Annotated in this window: 15 protein-coding genes and 1 other annotated feature; of the genes, 11 read left to right on the forward strand and 4 right to left on the reverse strand. The window is 55.9% G+C overall.

Annotated features, from left to right (window positions below):
• Window positions 1-40: 40 nt before the first annotated feature.
• Window positions 41-3388, forward strand: coding sequence for a mechanosensitive channel MscK (gene mscK / locus AAIR21_RS10120; protein ID WP_014168907.1), 3348 nt, complete (start codon window positions 41-43; stop codon window positions 3386-3388).
• A gap of 1 nt (window position 3389) precedes the next feature.
• Here mscK and rsmS read toward each other — a convergent pair whose 3' ends face one another.
• Both rsmS and priC read right to left on the reverse strand, forming a co-directional pair.
• Window positions 3390-3575, reverse strand: a complete 186-nt coding sequence (gene rsmS, locus AAIR21_RS10125; RefSeq protein WP_014168908.1) for a pleiotropic regulatory protein RsmS — start codon at window positions 3573-3575, stop codon at window positions 3390-3392.
• A 12-nt stretch (window positions 3576-3587) separates the two neighbouring features.
• Window positions 3588-4115 carry a primosomal replication protein N'' gene (gene priC, locus AAIR21_RS10130; RefSeq protein ID WP_183516592.1) on the reverse strand — a complete coding sequence of 176 codons (528 nt, stop codon included), beginning with the start codon at window positions 4113-4115 and terminating at the stop codon, window positions 3588-3590.
• A gap of 50 nt (window positions 4116-4165) precedes the next feature.
• Here priC and AAIR21_RS10135 point away from each other — a divergent pair, with 50 nt between their 5' ends.
• The 9 genes from AAIR21_RS10135 (at window position 4166) to AAIR21_RS10175 (ending at window position 13533) form a co-directional block, all read left to right on the forward strand.
• The gene (locus AAIR21_RS10135) at window positions 4166-4543 is read left to right on the forward strand and encodes a DUF454 family protein (protein WP_020885182.1); all 378 of its coding nucleotides are present in this window, start codon (window positions 4166-4168) and stop codon (window positions 4541-4543) included.
• 151 nt (window positions 4544-4694) lie between these two features.
• Entirely contained in the window at window positions 4695-5246 is a 552-nt protein-coding gene (apt, locus tag AAIR21_RS10140) for an adenine phosphoribosyltransferase (protein WP_000127359.1), read from the forward strand.
• Window positions 5247-5334: 88 nt separating this feature from the next.
• Window positions 5335-7263, forward strand: coding sequence for a DNA polymerase III subunit gamma/tau (dnaX, locus tag AAIR21_RS10145; RefSeq protein WP_020885181.1), 1929 nt, complete (start codon window positions 5335-5337; stop codon window positions 7261-7263).
• Window positions 6593-6657: a sequence feature (DnaX frameshifting element), on the forward strand. (Overlaps the previous gene by 65 nt.)
• A 54-nt stretch (window positions 7264-7317) precedes the next feature.
• Window positions 7318-7650, forward strand: a complete 333-nt coding sequence (locus AAIR21_RS10150) for a YbaB/EbfC family nucleoid-associated protein (RefSeq protein WP_010428194.1) — start codon at window positions 7318-7320, stop codon at window positions 7648-7650.
• Window positions 7650-8255: a recombination mediator RecR gene (gene recR / locus AAIR21_RS10155; protein WP_006809843.1), complete on the forward strand. Its 606-nt coding sequence runs from the start codon at window positions 7650-7652 to the stop codon at window positions 8253-8255. Before AAIR21_RS10150 ends, recR begins: the two co-directional genes overlap by 1 nt.
• A gap of 110 nt (window positions 8256-8365) precedes the next feature.
• The gene (htpG, locus tag AAIR21_RS10160; RefSeq protein WP_014168914.1) at window positions 8366-10240 is read left to right on the forward strand and encodes a molecular chaperone HtpG; all 1875 of its coding nucleotides are present in this window, start codon (window positions 8366-8368) and stop codon (window positions 10238-10240) included.
• Window positions 10241-10432: 192 nt separating this feature from the next.
• Window positions 10433-11077, forward strand: a complete 645-nt coding sequence (adk, locus tag AAIR21_RS10165; RefSeq protein WP_006809841.1) for an adenylate kinase — start codon at window positions 10433-10435, stop codon at window positions 11075-11077.
• Window positions 11078-11202: 125 nt separating this feature from the next.
• A complete protein-coding gene (gene hemH / locus AAIR21_RS10170; protein ID WP_025204839.1) occupies window positions 11203-12165 on the forward strand; it encodes a ferrochelatase in 963 nt (320 codons plus the stop codon).
• A gap of 63 nt (window positions 12166-12228) precedes the next feature.
• Window positions 12229-13533, forward strand: a complete 1305-nt coding sequence (locus AAIR21_RS10175; protein WP_020885178.1) for an inosine/guanosine kinase — start codon at window positions 12229-12231, stop codon at window positions 13531-13533.
• Window positions 13534-13622: 89 nt separating this feature from the next.
• On the opposite strand, the gene ybaL is transcribed toward AAIR21_RS10175, so the two are convergent.
• Both ybaL and AAIR21_RS10185 read right to left on the reverse strand, forming a co-directional pair.
• Window positions 13623-15299 (reverse strand): YbaL family putative K(+) efflux transporter, encoded by a 1677-nt coding sequence (ybaL, locus tag AAIR21_RS10180; RefSeq protein ID WP_014168917.1) that lies wholly within the window; start codon window positions 15297-15299, stop codon window positions 13623-13625.
• Between the two features lie 229 nt (window positions 15300-15528).
• On the reverse strand, window positions 15529-16737 hold the full coding sequence (locus AAIR21_RS10185) for an MFS transporter (RefSeq protein ID WP_183516591.1): 1209 nt from the start codon (window positions 16735-16737) through the stop codon (window positions 15529-15531).
• 169 nt (window positions 16738-16906) lie between these two features.
• Between AAIR21_RS10185 and ushA the strand changes: the two genes are divergently transcribed.
• Window positions 16907-18559: a bifunctional UDP-sugar hydrolase/5'-nucleotidase UshA gene (gene ushA, locus AAIR21_RS10190; protein WP_014168919.1), complete on the forward strand. Its 1653-nt coding sequence runs from the start codon at window positions 16907-16909 to the stop codon at window positions 18557-18559.
• Window positions 18560-18611: the final 52 nt, after the last annotated feature.

The raw sequence follows: 18611 nt of genomic DNA on the forward strand, positions 1-18611 counted from the left end.
CCGGACTATTTTCGGTCATCTTCTGACATCATTCACAACTATGCTGCACACCAATCGCTCGCAACATCCTGTTCTTGTATTTTTATTGGCGACGCTGTTTTTCTTCGCAACGGCACCGCTTTCCTGGGCCCGCGCCGATAACAACAATGACATCCCTTCACGCAGTGATGTTCAGTCGCAACTCGACACCCTGAATAAACAAAAAGATCTCTCTGCTCTGGATAAGCTCGTTCAGCAGGATCTGACGGAGACGCTGGAAACGCTTGATAAAATTGAGCGTGTTAAAGCGGAAACCACACAGCTTCGGCAGAAAGTGGCGCAGGCGCCTGAAAACATGCGTAAGGCCACGGAATCGTTGAATGCCCTGAGCGATGTGGATAATGACGACGAAACCCGTAAGACGCTCGCGACCCTGTCGTTGCGTCAGCTGGAATCGCGCGTCGCACAGCTGCTCGACGATCTGCAAACGGCGCAGTCCGATCTCGGTACGTACAACAGCCAGCTTGTCTCCCTGCAAACCCAGCCCGAGCGCGTGCAAAATGCGATGTACGCCGCCTCTCAGCAGCTGCAGCAGATCCGCAACCGTCTGAACGGTACGTCGGTTGGCGAAGGCACCCTGCGCCCAACGCAGCAAACGCTGCTGCTGGTGCAGCAGGCCTTACTGAATGCGCAAATCGAACAGCAGCGTAAAAGCCTGGAAGGGAATACGGTGCTGCAGGATACGCTCCAGAAGCAGCGCGACTACGTAACGGCGAACATTAATCGTCTGGAACATCAGCTTCAGCTGTTGCAGGAGGCGGTTAACAGTAAGCGCCTTACGCTGACGGAGAAAACGGCTCAGGAAGCCGTCTCACCGGACGAAACTGCCCGCATTCAGGCGAACCCGCTGGTGAAACAGGAGCTCGAGGCTAACCATCAGCTGAGCCAGCGCCTGATACTGGCAACAGAAAGCGGTAACTCGCTGGTTCAGCAAAATATCAGAGTGAAAAACTGGCTGGACCGCGCGCTGCAGGCTGAACGCAACATTAAAGAGCAGATTGCGGTTCTGAAAGGCAGCCTGCTGCTGTCGCGTATTCTCTACCAGCAACAGCAGACGCTGCCGTCCGCCGATGAGCTCGAGGACATGACCAATCGCATTGCGGATTTGCGTCTGGAACAATTCGATGTGAACCAGCAGCGCGACGCCCTTTTCCAGAGCGATACGTTTGTCGCCAAATTGGAAGAGGGCCATTCCAGTGAAGTGAACCCGGAAGTTCACGACGCTCTGCTGCAGGTTGTGGATATGCGCCGCGAGCTGCTCGACCAGCTCAACAAACAGCTCGGCAACCAGCTGATGATGGCGATTAACCTGCAGATCAACCAGCAACAGCTGGTGAGCGTGTCGAAAAGTCTGCAGGAGATCCTGACCCAGCAGATTTTCTGGGTTAACAGCAACAAGCCGATGGACTGGGACTGGATCAAATCCTTCCCTGAAACGCTGAAGGCGCAGATTAAGAGCATGAAAATCACCGTAAACTGGGAGAAAGCCTGGCCTGCGGTGATGATTGCCTTCCTGGCGGGGCTCCCGCTGCTGCTGATTGCTGGCCTGATCCGCTGGCGTCTGGGCTGGCTGAAGAAATACCAGGATAAGCTGGCGTCTGAAGTGGGGCAACTGCGTAACGACAGTCAGCTGCACACGCCAAAAGCGATTCTGATCGATCTGATCCGCGCGCTGCCGGTCTGCCTGATTATTCTGGCGGTGGGGCTTATCCTGCTGACGATGCAGCTCAACATCAGCGACCTGCTGTGGGCGTTCAGTAAAAAACTGGCCCTGTTCTGGCTGGTGTTTGGCGTGTGCTGGAAAGTGCTGGAAAAAGACGGCGTTGCGGTGCGTCATTTCAACATGCCTGCGCAACTGACCAGCCACTGGCGTCGTCAGATTGTACGCGTCAGCCTGGCGCTGTTGCCGCTGCACTTCTGGTCCGTTGTCGCTGAGCTGTCTCCGCTGCACCTGATGGACGATGTCATGGGCCAGCTGGTTATTTTGCTGAACCTGCTGCTCATTGCCATCCTGATGTGGCCGATGTGCCGCGACAGCTGGCGGGATAAAGAGTCTCACAACATTCGTCTGGCCACCGTGACGGTACTGGCGATTATTCCGCTGGCACTGATGGTGCTCACGGCGACGGGGTACTTCTATACCACGTTGCGCCTGTCCGGACGCTGGATTGAAACCGTCTATCTGGTGATCGTCTGGAACCTGCTCTATCAGACCGTACTGCGCGGCCTGAGCGTGGCGGCTCGCCGCATCGCTTATCGTCGTGCCATCGCGCGTCGCCAGCATCAGGTAAAAGAGGGGGCCGAAGGCGCAGAGCCACAGGAAGAGCCAACCATTGCGCTGGAGCAGGTTAACCAGCAGACACTGCGTATCACCATGCTGGTGATGATCGCGCTGTTTGCGGTGATGTTCTGGGCGATCTGGTCTGATTTAATCACCGTCTTCGCCTACCTCGACAGTATCACCCTCTGGCAATACAACGGCACCGAAGCGGGCGCCGCGGTAATGAAAAGCGTGACCATGGGCAGCCTGCTCTTTGCTCTGGTGTCGTCAGTGGTAGCCTGGGCGTTGATTCGAAACCTGCCAGGCCTGCTTGAAGTGCTGGTGCTGTCGCGTCTGAACCTGCGTCAGGGGGCGTCGTATGCCATCACCACCATCCTCAACTACGTCATTATTATTGTCGGGGCGATGACGGTCTTTGGATCGCTTGGCGTCTCGTGGGATAAACTGCAGTGGCTGGCGGCCGCGCTCTCTGTCGGTCTCGGTTTTGGCTTGCAGGAGATCTTCGGTAACTTTGTTTCCGGCCTGATCATCCTGTTCGAACGTCCGGTACGTATCGGTGATACCGTCACCATCGGCACCTTCTCGGGAACGGTCAGCAAGATCCGTATTCGTGCCACCACCATCACCGACTTCGATCGCAAAGAGGTGATCATCCCGAACAAAGCGTTCGTCACCGAGCGACTGATCAACTGGTCGCTCTCCGACACCACAACGCGCGTCGTCATTCGACTGGGTGTGGCCTACGGCTCCGATCTGGATAAAGTGAAAGAGGTGTTGTTAAAAGCCGCGAAATCGCATCCTAAGGTGATGCACGAGCCCGCTCCAGATGTGTTCTTCACCACCTTCGGGCCGAGCACGCTGGATCACGAGCTGCGGTTATACGTGCGTGAGCTGCGCGATCGCAGCTACACCGTGGATGAGCTGAACCGCACTATCGATCGTCTGTGCCGTGAAAACAACATTAATATCGCCTTCAACCAGCTTGAAGTTCACCTGCGTAACGAGAAAGGTGACGAGCATACGGAAGTGAAGCGCGAGATTCAGGGTGACGATCCTACCCCGGCGTAATTCAGGTTCCCTCTCCCGGTGGGAGGGGATCAGGGTGAAGGCGACTGGCCTTCACCTTGCCTTCAAAATCCGTCTTCACTATCTCAAGTGCTTTCAGCACCGTCTGGGCAGGGATGTCATGATTCTCCAGCAGCATAATCAAATCGACGGCCAGCTTGACCTCATCGGGTGCATTTTCCAGTGACATTTACGGCTCCTGTTAACGGGTCAGACGTTCAATGACGCGTTCAATTTCATCCAGTGCCTGACGGCAACGAACGATGCGGCCCTCGAGGGCGCTAATCTCTCGCATTAATAACTGCTGCTCTTCCAGCGTCTCGCTTGCGTTCAGGCGCATTTCCCGCTCCCGCTTCATCTCAAACAGACGGCGCGCAAACTCCTGGTTCTCCAGCCGCTTGCGCTGCCATTTACCGAGACCCGGTGACGCGCTGTCCCAGACGCGTAGCGGCCAGGCGGTCATTTCACGGTGCAGGGCGGTGATCTGCTCGGTGAGATGTTCCGCAAGCCAGGCGACCTGTTGCTGTTGGTTGTTCTCAACCGCGTGGCGCAACTCATCAAGATTCGTCTGCGCCTCAGCAACATAATCCTGGATGCGTGTGCTGCGGGTACGAAAAAGCTGCCGGTCAAAGCGCGGCTTCAGCGTAGCATGCCCCATTAACGGCGTAGCCTGCGCGCGCAGGGTGGACAGCTGATTTTGCAGCGTCTCCAGAAGCAGGGCTGTTTTCAATACGCTCTCCAGTGGTAAAGTAGCCGTTCAGTTTGATAACGATTCGCATTATGCAGCGTACTATTTTAATCATCATTGGCTGGCTCGCGGTAGTGTTAGGCACGCTGGGCGTGGTTTTGCCCTTATTGCCCACCACGCCTTTTATCCTGCTGGCAGCCTGGTGCTTCGCCCGTTCATCGCCGCGCTTTCACCACTGGCTGCTGTACCGCTCCTGGTTTGGCGGCTATTTGCGCCACTGGCAAAAACATCGGGCAATGCCGCCCGGTGCGAAGCCGCGTGCAATCGCGGTGATCCTGATTACCTTTGCCATTTCATTATGGCTGGTGAAAATGATGTGGGTGCGCATTCTGTTGCTGACGATCCTCGCCTGTCTGCTTTTCTTTATGTGGCGGATCCCCGTGGTTGATGAAAAGCAACAAAAGCACTGAAGCCTTATAATGGCTGTTGCAATTATTGCGCGCAGCCAGTAAATTCGACCGTTTTCGAGCACAGCTGCGCCTGGTCAAAGGTTAAACAATTGTTACCCTGGCCGACTCGTTGCGCGCTGTGAGTAACACTGTTTCATTTAGGCACAAACCGATGACCGCAACTGCACAGCAGCTTGAATATCTGAAAAACAGCATCAAAAGTATCCAGGACTATCCAAAGCCTGGCATTCTTTTCCGTGATGTCACCAGCTTGCTGGAAGACCCGAAAGCGTACGCGCTCAGCATTGAACTGCTGGTCGAGCGTTATAAAAACGCCGGGATCACCAAAGTAGTGGGTACCGAAGCCCGTGGATTCCTGTTTGGCGCGCCGGTCGCGCTGGCAATGGGTGTTGGCTTTGTGCCGGTGCGTAAACCGCGCAAACTGCCGCGTGAAACCATCGCAGAGAGCTACGAACTGGAGTACGGCACCGATCAGCTGGAAATCCACGTTGATGCGATCAAGCCTGGCGATAAAGTGCTGGTGGTTGACGATCTGCTGGCGACCGGCGGCACGATTGAAGCGACCGTGAAGCTGATCCGTCGTCTGGGTGGTGAAGTGACCGACGCGGCATTCATCATTAACCTGTTTGACCTGGGTGGCGAACAGCGCCTGGAAAAACAGGGCATTACCAGCTACAGCCTGGTGCCTTTCCCGGGTCATTAATCCCGGTTTTCACAACCTCGCTCAATGGGTGAGGTTGTGATAGCATTCCCCTCCATAAATTCACCTTCCAGCGTTGCAGAGCCTGCCCATGAGTTATCAGGTGTTAGCCCGTAAATGGCGACCACAAACCTTTGCTGACGTTGTCGGTCAGGAGCATGTGCTGACGGCCCTGGCGAACGGCTTGTCGCTAGGTCGCATCCATCACGCTTATCTTTTCTCCGGCACCCGCGGCGTCGGTAAGACCTCTATTGCCCGTTTGCTGGCAAAAGGTCTGAACTGCGAAACCGGGATCACCGCCACGCCGTGCGGCGTGTGTGACAACTGCCGTGAAATTGAGCAGGGGCGCTTTGTCGATCTGATTGAGATCGACGCCGCCTCGCGCACGAAAGTGGAAGATACCCGCGATCTGCTCGACAACGTGCAGTACGCGCCGGCGCGTGGCCGCTTCAAGGTCTACCTGATCGATGAAGTGCACATGCTGTCACGCCACAGTTTCAACGCCCTGCTGAAAACGCTGGAAGAGCCGCCCGCGCATGTGAAATTCCTGCTGGCGACCACCGATCCGCAAAAGCTGCCGGTCACTATTTTGTCGCGCTGCCTGCAGTTCCATCTGAAGGCGCTGGACGTCGAGCAGATCCGCGCTCAGCTTGAACATATTCTTGATGAAGAGAAGATTGTCCACGAACCGCGCGCCCTGCAGCTGCTGGCCCGCGCGGCAGACGGCAGCCTTCGTGATGCCTTAAGTCTCACCGACCAGGCGATTGCCAGCGGTGACGGTAAACTCTCGACCGACGCGGTCAGCACCATGCTCGGCACGCTGGATGACGATCAGGCGCTTTCTCTCATCGAAGCGATGATTGCCGCCAACGGTGAACGCGTCATGTCGCTGGTGAACGCCGCGGCTGCCCGGGGCATTGAATGGGAAGCGCTGCTGGTTGAGATGCTGAGTCTGCTGCACCGCGTGGCGATGCTGCAGCTTTCTCCGTCCGCCATCGGTGCCGATATGGCGGTTATTGAACACCGGATGCGTGAACTTGCGCGCACCGTCCCACCGGCTGACGTGCAGCTTTATTACCAGACGCTGCTGATTGGCCGCAAAGAGCTGCCGTTTGCACCGGATCCCCGGATGGGCGTTGAAATGACCCTGCTGCGTGCGCTGGCGTTCCATCCGCGCATGCCTCTGCCGGAGCCGGAAGTGCCCCGACAGTCTTTTGCTCCGGTCGCCCCCACTGCGGTGATGTCGCCTCAGCAGGTGCCACCGCAGCCGACGGCTCCCCCGCAGCAGAACGTACCGCTGCCGGAGGCCACCAGTTCGGTGCTTGCCGCACGAAGCCAGTTGCAACGTGCTCAGGGAGCAACCAAACCAAAAAAGAGTGAACCGGCAGCGCCAGGAAGAGCGCGGCCGGTGAACAACGCCGCGCTTGAACGACTGGCTTCGGTTACGGAGCGCGTTCAGTCGCGCCCTGCTCCGTCCGCGCTCGAGCAAAAAGCCCCGGTGAAAGAAGAGGCTTACCGCTGGAAGGCAACAACCCTCGTTGAAGAGGTGAAAGAAGAAGTTGCCACACCGAAAGCGCTAAAAAAGGCGCTGGAGCATGAAAAAACACCTGAGCTTTCCGCGAAACTTGCCGAAGAGTCTATTGAGCGTGACGCGTGGGCCGCAGAGGTCAGTAAACTGCAGTTGCCGAAGTTGGTTGAGCAGGTCGCGCTGAATGCCTGGAAAGAGCAGGACGGTCATCAGGTACGTTTACACCTGCGACCGGGTCAGCGGCACCTGAATTCCCCTGGCGCGCAAAAAGCGCTGGCCGAGGCGCTCACCGCATTACACGGTGCACCGGTTGAATTGACTATCATTGAAGATGATAATCCGGCGGTGCGAACGCCACTGGAATGGCGTCAGGCGATTTATGAAGAGAAGCTCGCGCAGGCGCGCGAGTCGATTATCGCGGATAACAATATCCAGACTCTGCGCCGGTTCTTCGACGCCGATCTGGATGAAGAGAGTATTCGCCCCATTTGATCGTGAGTCTGACTTACGGTTGTAATCCTTAAACGTGAAAGAAGAGAGAAGCCTATGTTTGGTGGAAAAGGCGGTCTGGGTGGCCTGATGAAGCAGGCTCAGCAGATGCAGGAAAAAATGCAGAAGATGCAGGAAGAGATCGCTCAGCTGGAAGTCACGGGTGAATCCGGTGCCGGTCTGGTCAAGGTGACCATCAACGGTGCGCATAACTGCCGTCGCGTTGAAATCGACCCAAGCCTGCTCGAAGACGACAAAGACATGCTGGAAGATCTGGTTGCAGCCGCGTTTAACGATGCTGCGCGCCGTATCGATGAAACTCAGAAAGAGAAAATGGCCTCTGTTTCCAGCGGTATGCAACTGCCGCCTGGCTTCAAGATGCCATTCTGATGCAAACCAGTCCGCTGCTCACGCAGTTAATGGAAGCACTGCGCTGTCTGCCGGGTGTCGGCCCGAAGTCGGCGCAGCGCATGGCGTTTACGCTATTGCAGCGCGACCGCAGCGGCGGGATGCGCCTGGCGCAGGCTTTGACCCGTGCCATGTCAGAAATTGGTCACTGTGCGGATTGCCGTACCTTTACCGAGCAGGACGTGTGTAACATCTGCACTAATCCGCGTCGTCAGGAAAATGGTCAGATTTGCGTGGTGGAGAGTCCGGCGGACATCTACGCCATCGAACAGACCGGGCAGTTTTCTGGCCGCTATTTTGTGCTGATGGGGCATCTCTCCCCGCTGGACGGAATTGGCCCGGACGATATCGGTCTCGATCGCCTTGAACAGCGTCTTGAGTCCGAAACGATCAAAGAGGTGATCCTCGCCACCAACCCAACGGTGGAAGGGGAAGCTACGGCCAACTACATCGCCGAATTGTGCGCACAGTATGGCGTTGACGCCAGCCGCATCGCTCACGGCGTGCCAGTGGGCGGTGAGCTGGAGATGGTGGACGGCACCACGCTGTCCCACTCTCTGGCTGGACGTCACAAGATTATTTTCTGACCAAACGGAGGCTGCAATCGCGGCCTCCGCTTGAAATTCTCCCCTCGTATCCCCATCTCTCCCTCAACGTTTTAAAACCCCATTAAATGGCATTGTTGAGGTCGACATAGATGAAAGGACAAGAAACCCGTGGTTTCCAGTCAGAAGTAAAACAGCTTCTGCACCTGATGATCCATTCCCTGTATTCCAACAAAGAAATCTTCCTGCGTGAGCTGATTTCCAACGCCTCCGATGCGGCGGACAAGCTGCGCTTCCGCGCCCTGTCTAACCCGGATCTGTACGAAGGCGACGGAGAGCTGCGCGTGCGCGTCTCTTTCGATAAAGAGAACCGTACCCTGACTATCGCCGATAACGGCATTGGTATGAACCGCGACGAGGTCATCGACCATCTCGGGACCATTGCTAAATCCGGTACCAAAGCGTTCCTCGAATCAATGGGCTCCGATCAGGCGAAAGACAGCCAGCTGATCGGCCAGTTCGGTGTGGGCTTCTACTCGGCGTTCATCGTTGCGGACAAAGTCACCGTACGTACCCGTGCAGCAGGCGACAGTGCGGATCACGGCGTCTTCTGGGAATCTAAAGGCGAAGGCGAATACACCGTTGATGACATCACCAAAGCGGACCGCGGTACCGAAATCACCCTTCACCTGCGTGAAGGCGAAGACGATTTCCTGAATGACTGGCGCGTGCGCTCCATCATCAGCAAATACTCCGACCATATTGCCCTGCCGGTTGAGATTGAAAAACAGGAAGAGAAAGACGGTGAAACCGTGGTGTCCTGGGAGAAAATCAACAAGGCGCAGGCGCTGTGGACGCGCAATAAATCTGAAATTAAAGACGACGAATACAACGAATTCTACAAACACATCGCCCACGACTTTACCGATCCGCTCACCTGGAGCCACAACCGTGTGGAAGGTAAGCAGGAGTACACCAGCCTGCTGTATATCCCGTCTCAGGCGCCATGGGATATGTGGAACCGCGATCACAAGCACGGTCTGAAGCTGTACGTCCAGCGCGTGTTTATCATGGATGACGCCGAGCAGTTCATGCCGAACTACCTGCGCTTTGTGCGTGGCCTGATTGACTCCAACGATCTGCCGCTGAACGTCTCCCGTGAAATTCTGCAGGACAGCACCGTCACCCGCAACCTGCGTAATGCACTGACCAAACGTGCGCTGCAGATGCTGGAAAAACTGGCGAAAGACGACGCTGAAAAATACCAGACCTTCTGGAAACAGTTCGGTCTGGTGCTGAAAGAGGGCCCTGCGGAAGATACATCCAACGTAGAAGCCATTGCTAAACTGCTGCGTTTCGCTTCCACTCACACCGACTCCTCTGCGCAGACCGTGTCGCTGGAAGAGTACGTCTCCCGCATGAAAGAAGGGCAGGAGAAGATCTACTACATCACCGCCGACAGCTACGCCGCGGCGAAGAGCAGCCCACACCTCGAGCTGCTGCGTAAGAAAGGCATCGAAGTACTGCTGCTGTCTGACCGCATCGACGAGTGGATGATGAACTACCTGACCGAGTTCGACGGTAAGGCGTTCCAGTCCGTTGCCAAAGCCGATGAGTCGATCGATAAGCTGGCCGATGAAGTGGACGAAAGCGCGAAAGAAGCGGAGAAGGCGCTGGAGCCTTTCGTTGAGCGCGTGAAAACGCTGCTGGGCGATCGCGTGAAAGAGGTGCGTTTCACTCACCGTCTGACCGATACCCCGGCCATTGTCACCACGGATGCGGATGAAATGAGCACCCAGATGGCGAAACTGTTCGCCGCGGCGGGCCAGGCGATGCCAGAAGTGAAGTATATCTTCGAGCTGAACCCGGATCATCCGCTGGTGAAACGCGCGGCGGATACGCAGGACGAAGCACGCTTCGCCGAGTGGGTTGAGCTTCTGCTGGATCAGTCTCTGCTGGCCGAGCGCGGCACGCTGGAAGATCCTAACCTGTTCATTAAACGTGTGAATGCGCTGCTGCTGGCGTAATTGACCCGCCTCCCCCTGGTCTTCTCCCTCTCCTGTGGGAGAGGACCGGGGGAGGGCTCCAGACCGCTCCTTCCCGTTAATCTCCCTTCATTAACCGTTTCAGCCCGCCTGCCTTCCTTGAGCCATATCCGTTCTGGTGGTATTGTTTAGCGCTTTTGAAAAATTGAATCGACTTTTGAGGGGATTTTCGCAATGCGTATTATTCTGCTTGGCGCTCCGGGCGCGGGTAAAGGAACTCAGGCTCAGTTCATCATGGAGAAATACGGTATTCCGCAAATCTCCACCGGTGATATGCTGCGCGCCGCTGTTAAATCTGGCTCCGAGCTGGGTAAACAAGCGAAAGACATCATGGACGCAGGCAAGCTGGTGACCGACGAGCTGGTTATCGCTCTGGTCAAAGAGCGCATTGCTCAGGAAGACTGCCGTAACGGTTTCCTGTTGGACGGCTTCCCACGCACCATTCCTCAGGCTGATGCCATGAAAGAAGCGGGCATCAACGTGGACTACGTGCTCGAGTTCGACGTGCCGGACGAGCTGATCGTTGACCGTATTGTTGGTCGTCGCGTACACGCTGCATCTGGCCGCGTTTACCACATCAAATTCAACCCGCCTAAGGTTGAAGGTAAAGATGACGTTACCGGTGAAGAGCTGACCACCCGTAAAGACGATCAGGAAGAGACCGTGCGTAAACGTCTGGTGGAATACCATCAGATGACCGCTCCGCTGATCGGTTATTACACCAAAGAAGCGCAGGCGGGTAACACCAAATACGCGAAAGTTGACGGCACCAAAGCCGTTGCTGACGTTCGTGCAGAGCTGGAAAAAATCCTCGGCTAATTGCACCTCTCTCACCCGGGCTCTCCGGGTGAGAAAAATTCTCATCTTACCTATTGCAGCAATGGGTTTCGTTTAAACGCTTTTCCGCTACAATTGAAAACCATTCAAATGGTTAAGAGGCGTGAATGAGTCAGGCGAAAACCGGCATCCTGCTTGCCAATCTGGGTACACCAGATGCACCGACATCAGAAGCGGTAAAACGCTACCTGCGACAATTTTTAAGCGACACGCGCGTCGTGGATACCCCAAGACTGTTGTGGTGGCCGCTGCTGCGTGGCGTCATTCTGCCGATTCGTGCCCCACGTGTAGCAAAGCTTTATCAGTCCGTCTGGATGGAAGAGGGCTCACCGCTGATGGTGTATAGCCGTCGGCAGGAAAAAGCGCTGGCCGCCCGCCTGCCGGATATGCCCGTCGCGCTGGGCATGAGCTACGGTAAACCGTCACTGGAAAGCGCGGTCGACTCGCTGCTGGCGCAGGGCGTCGACCACATTGTGGTTCTCGCCCTTTATCCGCAGTACTCCTGCTCGACGGTTGCCGCCGTCTGGGATGAGCTGGCACGTATTCTGGCGACCCGCCGCCGTATTCCTGGCGTGACCTTTATTCGCGATTACGCCGATAACGAACGCTATATTAAAGCGCTTGCCAGTAGCGCGCGCGCGTCGTTTGAAAAACATGGCGAGCCGGATCTGCTGTTGCTCTCCTATCACGGGATCCCGCAGCGCTTCGCCAATGAAGGGGATGATTACCCGCAGCGCTGCCGCGATACTACCCGTGAGCTGGTCTCAGCCCTCGGCCTGCCGCCAGAGAAAGTGATGATGACCTTCCAGTCGCGTTTTGGCCGCGAGCCATGGTTAACGCCTTATACCGACGAAACCCTCAAAATGCTCGGTGAGAAGGGCGTGAAACATATTCAGGTGATGTCACCCGGTTTCTCCGCCGACTGTCTGGAAACGCTGGAAGAGATTGCCGTGCAGAACAGAGAGTTCTTCCTCGAGGCGGGCGGAACGAAATACGAATACATTCCGGCCCTAAACGACTCGCCTGAGCATATCGAGATGATGGTGTCACTGGTGACAAACAGCCGCTGATCGCACTATGGTCCGGGTTTGTGCTACCATTCCCGGCCCATAATCCTTGCACAGTTCAGACCCATGAAATTTCCCGGTAAACGCAAATCTAAACACTACTTCCCCGTTGATGCCCGCGATCCGCTCCTGCAGCAAATCCAGCCGGAAAATGAAACCAGCGCCGCATGGGTCGTCGGTATCGATCAGACGCTGGTGGACATTGAAGCTAAAGTGGATGATGCGTTTGTCGCTCGTTACGGTCTGAGCGCCGGTCACTCGCTGGTGATTGAGGACGATGTTGCCGAAGCCCTGTATCAGGAGCTGACGCGTGAAAACCTGATCACCCATCAGTTTGCCGGTGGCACTATCGGCAACACCATGCACAACTACTCGGTGCTTGCCGACGATCGCTCTGTGTTATTGGGCGTCATGTGCAGCAACATCGAAATTGGTGGCTACGCCTACCGTTATTTGTGCAATACCTCCAGCCGCACCGATCTGAACTACCTTCAGGGCGTTGACGGGCCGATTGGCCGCTGCTTCACGCTGATCAGCGATTCCGGTGAACGTACCTTTGCCATCAGCCCCGGCCACATGAATAAGCTGCGTGCAGAGAGCATTCCGGAAGCGGTGATAGCGGGTGCGTCTGCACTGGTGCTGACGTCGTATCTGGTGCGCTGTAAACCCGGTGAGCCGATGCCGGAAGCCACCATGAAAGCGATTGAGTACGCGAAGAAATACAATGTGCCGGTCGTTCTGACGCTGGGCACCAAATTCGTGATAGCCGACAACCCCGAGTGGTGGCAGGCCTTCCTGAAGGAACACGTCTCGATTCTGGCGATGAACGAAGAAGAGGCTGAAGCGTTGACCGGCGAGAGCGATCCGCTGCTGGCCTCCGATAAAGCGCTCGACTGGGTCGATCTGGTGCTCTGCACTGCCGGACCGGTAGGGCTGTATATGGCAGGCTTCACGGAAGAAGAGAGCAAACGCAAAACGCAGCATCCACTGCTGCCAGGCGCCATTGCCGAGTTTAACCAGTACGAGTTCAGCCGCGCGATTCGCCATAAAGATTGCGAAAACCCGCTGCGTATTTACTCCCACATCGCGCCGTATATGGGCGGGCCAGAAAAGATCATGAACACCAATGGCGCGGGAGATGGCGCACTGGCGGCGCTGCTGCATGACATCACTGCGAATGCCTACCATAAAACCAACGTCCCGAATTCCAGCAAGCACAAATTCAACTGGCTGACCTATTCGTCGCTGGCGCAGGTGTGTAAGTACGCGAACCGCGTGAGTTATCAGGTGCTGAACCAGCACTCGCCGCGCTTAACCCGCGGTCTGCCGGAAAGGGAAGATAGCCTCGAAGAAGCCTACTGGGACCGATAAAGGCAAAACGGCAACCTTGCGGTTGCCGTATTCGTGTTTGTACCCTCTCCCGGTGGGAGGGGGTCAGTCAGGGGCTGCAGGAGGCACACTTACCCTGTCACCACCTCGTCAACCGGCGGTTTCGTTAACAGCGTCAGCATCGCTTTTGCAATTTCGCGTTCACCCATCACCACCTGATCCGCACCCCGTTCGGTAATGTACTCCACCTCATCGTCATAATGGGCGCGGGCAATGATCTCAATATTCGGGCACTTCTCACGTGCGGACGCCACAATTTCACCCGCTTCATAGCCGTTTGGAATGGTCAGCAGCAACCAGCGCGCGCAGTCCAGATGCGCGAGATTCATGATCTCTTCGTTTGCCGCATTACCCAACACCGCGCGAACGCCGCGCTCGCGCAGCTCGTCGACGCGGGTACGTGATGTTTCAATCACCACCAGCGGGATCCCCTGCGCCATCAGCTTCTCACCGAGCAGGCTTCCTACGCGGCCAAAGCCGACCAGCAGGGCATGATTGCAAATATCCACCGGGATCTGCTTCTCTTCTTCGATAGCTTCTTCCAGCGTCTGCTCTTCCAGCGTTTCGGTTTTATCGAGGTATTTTTCCAGCAATGCAAACAGGACCGGGTTCAGCATGATGGAGAGGATCGCTCCGGCGAGGACCAGATTTTGCCCGGCCTGAGGCAGCAGATTCAGCGCCATACCCAGGCCTGCCAGAATAAAGGCGAACTCACCAATCTGCGCCAGGCTGGCGGCGATGGTCAGAGCGGTACGCGGCGAGTGGCCAAACATCCGTACCAGGAAGAAGGCGGCAACCGACTTACCAAAGATAATAATCGCCAGGGTGCCCATCACGGCCAGCGGCTGCTGAACCAGAACCATCGGATCAAACAGCATCCCGACGGAGACAAAGAACAGGACGGCGAAGGCGTCGCGCAGCGGCAGCGTATCGTGCGCCGCACGGTGGCTCAGCTCGGATTCGTTCAGCACCATCCCGGCGAAGAACGCGCCCAGTGCAAAGGAGACGTCGAACAGTTCTACGGCCCCAAAGGCAATCCCCAGCGCCAGGGCAAGGACAGACAGGGTAAACAACTCACGGGAGCCGGTGGCCGCGCTGCGGGACAGGATCCACGGCACCAGACGGCGGCCCACCAGCATCATAATGGTGATAAACGCCACCACTTTCCCGATGGTGATGCTCATGTCCAGCGCCAGCGTCGCAAAGCCGACGCTCTCTTTTTCCATCATACCGGCGACGGCAGGCAGCAACACCAGCGTCAGCACCATCACCAGGTCTTCCACAATCAGCCAGCCTATCGCGATTTGTCCGCGCTGGCTGTCGATAAGCTGCCTCTCCTCAAGCGCGCGCAGCAGTACGACAGTACTGGCGGTTGAAAGACACAGCCCAAAAACGATACCGGTCATCAGCGACCAGCCAAGCACTGTCGAAAGCGCCATTCCCAGCAGCGTCGCTACGGCTATCTGTGCGATCGCTCCCGGTATGGCGATCGACTTTACCGCCATCAGATCCTTGAGTGAGAAATGCAGACCCACGCCAAACATCAGCAGAATCACGCCTAATTCCGCCAGTTCGGGCGCCAGTTTGGTATCCGCCACGAAACCTGGCGTAAAGGGACCCGCCAGCACACCCGCTAACAAATAGCCCACCAGAGGCGAAATACGCAGTTTATTGGCAATCATGCCGAGGATAAAAGCGAGCACAAGTCCACCAACAATGGTGGTGATAAGCGGTGTGGCGTGATGCATTCCGTCTCCTTTCGTTGTGGGTGTTCCATTTGGTTAAAAAACCAAAAACCGAGTAATAGTTTATGACAATTTTTGCCGTTATGTTTATGAATAATTGTTGAAGTTTGAATAAAACAGCAATATGCGTGTAAAAAAGCGCATTTTGATAAATTAGGCGGGGGGATGCAGAAGAAACCCTTATGGCATCAGGGGGTCAGGTCGCCAAAGTAAAACTTTAGCGACCGTTATATTACGCTTTATGGCGGTTATCAGGCAGGAATATGGTCAACATCCCCAGAAGTGGCAGGAAAGCACAGATTTTATAGACCAGGAAGATACTGGTGTGGTCGGCAATCATGCCCAGCACTGCCGCACCAAGGCCGCCCATGCCGAAAGCAAAACCGAAAAAGAGCCCGGAAACCATACCGATACGGCCTGGCAGCAGCTCTTGCGCGTAAACAAGGATGGCGGAAAACGCCGAGGCGAGGATAAACCCAATAATCACGGTCAAAATCCCCGTCCACTCCAGGCTTGCATACGGCAAAATAAGGGTAAACGGGGCCACGCCGAGGATAGAGCCCCAAATGACGTATTTGCGCCCGATTTTATCGCCCACAGGCCCGCCGATAACCGTCCCTGCAGCCACCGCAAACAGGAAGGCAAACAGGTGAATCTGGGCGTTTTGGACCGATAATCCGAATTTTTGCATCAGGTAAAAGGTGTAATAGCTGCTGATGCTCGCCATATAGAAGTATTTCGAGAAAATCAGCACCAGAAGCACGGAGACGGCCAGAATGACCTTATCGCGAGGAAGGGGATTGATAACCTTCGCTTTAGGTTTACCTTTGTTCACGCGATGCTGCGCGGCATACCAGCGGCTGATCTGAATCAGCACGATAATCGCCAGCAAGGCTGCCAGCACAAACCACGCCACGTTACCCTTGCCGTACGGAGCGATGATCACCGCTGCCAGCAGTGGGCCGAGGGAGCTGCCAAAGTTACCGCCCACCTGAAAGAGCGATTGCGCCAGCCCGTGACGGCCCCCGGAGGCCATGCGCGCCACGCGTGAGGACTCCGGGTGAAAGACCGACGACCCCGTGCCCACCAGCGCGGCGGCAATCAGCACTGCTTCAAAGCTGCCTGCCATTGCCAGCAGCACCAGCCCGCTCAAGGTAAAACACATGCCAATCGGTAGCGACCACGGCATAGGATATTTATCCGTCCAGTAGCCCACGACCGGTTGCAGAAGTGAGGAGGCCAGCTGGAAGGTCAGGGTGATCATCCCGATCTGCACGAACGTTAATGAAAACTCGGACTGCAGCAGCGGGTAGATCGCGAGAATCAACGACTGGATCATGTCGTTGAGCAGATGTGAAAGGCTGATTGCGCCTAACACTTTAAACGAGGTGCGCGACGCCGGAGCGCCAGACACGGGCTGGGTTGATTCACTGATTGCCATAGAGATGAATACCACGTCTTTTGTTATTAGAAATGCAGGGTGTAATTATTATCCAACTAACATACCCGGCAGTGACATTTGAATAAAGTCGCAATTCTGAAAACTTATTTGTCTATTCTTATTAGTCACTGTAATTTTTGCCTTTGTCTATTGGTCAGGGAGAGAGAAGATGAAGTTAATGAAGCGGAGCGTCGCGCTGGCGCTGATCGCCGCCTGGGGTCTGGTTAGCCTGCCCGTGCAGGCCTATGAAAAAGATAAAACCTATAAAATCACCATTCTGCATACCAACGATCACCACGGCCATTTCTGGCGCAGTGAATACGGCGAATACGGTCTGTCGGCACAAAAAACGCTGGTGGATGGCATTCGTAAAGAGGTGGCAGCCCAGGGGGGCAGTGTACTGCTGCTGTCGGGGGGCGATATCAATACCGGCGTGCCGGAATCTGATTTACAGGATGCGGAGCCTGATTTCCGCGGCATGAATCTTATTGGCTACGATGCGATGGCCGTCGGTAACCATGAGTTCGATAACCCGCTGACGGTGCTGCGTCAGCAGGAAAAATGGGCCAAATTTCCGTTCCTCTCTGCCAACATCTACCAGAAAAGCACCGGCGAGCGACTGTTCAAACCCTGGGCGCTGTTTAAGCGTCAGGATCTGAAAATTGCGGTCATCGGGTTAACCACCGACGATACGGCAAAAATCGGCAACCCTGAGTTCTTTACCGATATCGAATTCCGTAAACCGGCAGACGAAGCGAAGCTGGTCATTCAGGAATTGCAGCAGAACGAAAAGCCGGATGTCATTATAGCCACCACCCATATGGGCCACTACGACAACGGTGAGCACGGCTCGAATGCGCCGGGTGACGTGGAGATGGCTCGCAGCCTGCCTGCGGGCTCGCTGGCGATGATTGTGGGCGGTCATTCACAAGACCCGGTCTGCATGGCGTCAGAGAATAAAAAGCAGGTCGACTACGTGCCAGGCACGCCGTGTGCTCCGGACCGTCAAAACGGTATCTGGATTGTGCAGGCGCACGAATGGGGTAAATACGTGGGGCGTGCGGACTTTGAGTTCCGTAACGGCGAGATGAAGCTGGTGCACTATCAGCTCATTCCGGTCAACCTGAAGAAGAAAGTGACTTACCCTGACGGGAAGAGTGAACGCGTACTCTACACCCCGGAAATTGCCGAGAACGCGCAGATGCTCTCCCTGCTGACGCCCTTCCAGAATAAAGGCAAGGCGCAGCTGGATGTGAAGATTGGTACGCTGAATGGTCGTCTGGAAGGGGACCGCAGCAAAGTTCGCTTTGTGCAGACCAATATGGGGCATCTGGTGCTGGCGGCACAAATGGCGCGCACAAATGCCGATTTTGGCGTGATGAGCGGCGGCGGCATCCGCGACTCCATCGAAGGCGGAAACATCACCTATAAAGATGTGCTGAAGGTTCAGCCGTTCGGTAACATCGTGGTGTATGTCGACATGAGCGGTAAAGAGGTGATTGACTATCTCACCGCCGTGGCGCAGATGAAGCCGGACTCCGGCGCTTATCCGCAGTTTGCCAACGTCAGCTTTGTGGCGAAGGACGGCAAGCTCAACGACCTCAAAATCAAAGGCGAGCCGGTCGACCCTGCCAAAACCTACCGCATGGCAACATTAAGCTTTAACGCCACCGGCGGTGACGGTTATCCGCATATCGACAATAAACCGGGCTATGTGAATACCGGGTTTATCGATGCGGAAGTGCTGAAGCAGTTCATCGAGCAGAATTCACCGATCGACGTGAATACCTACGAGCCGAAAGGCGAGGTGAGCTGGCAGTAGTGCGGTTTTGTGCCGGGGGGCGGCTATGCCTGACCCGGCCTGTATGAGAATC

Origin of the sequence: Enterobacter sp. PTB (genome assembly GCF_051130085.1) — a bacterium.
GTDB classification, from domain to species: Bacteria; Pseudomonadota; Gammaproteobacteria; order Enterobacterales; family Enterobacteriaceae; genus Enterobacter; species Enterobacter ludwigii.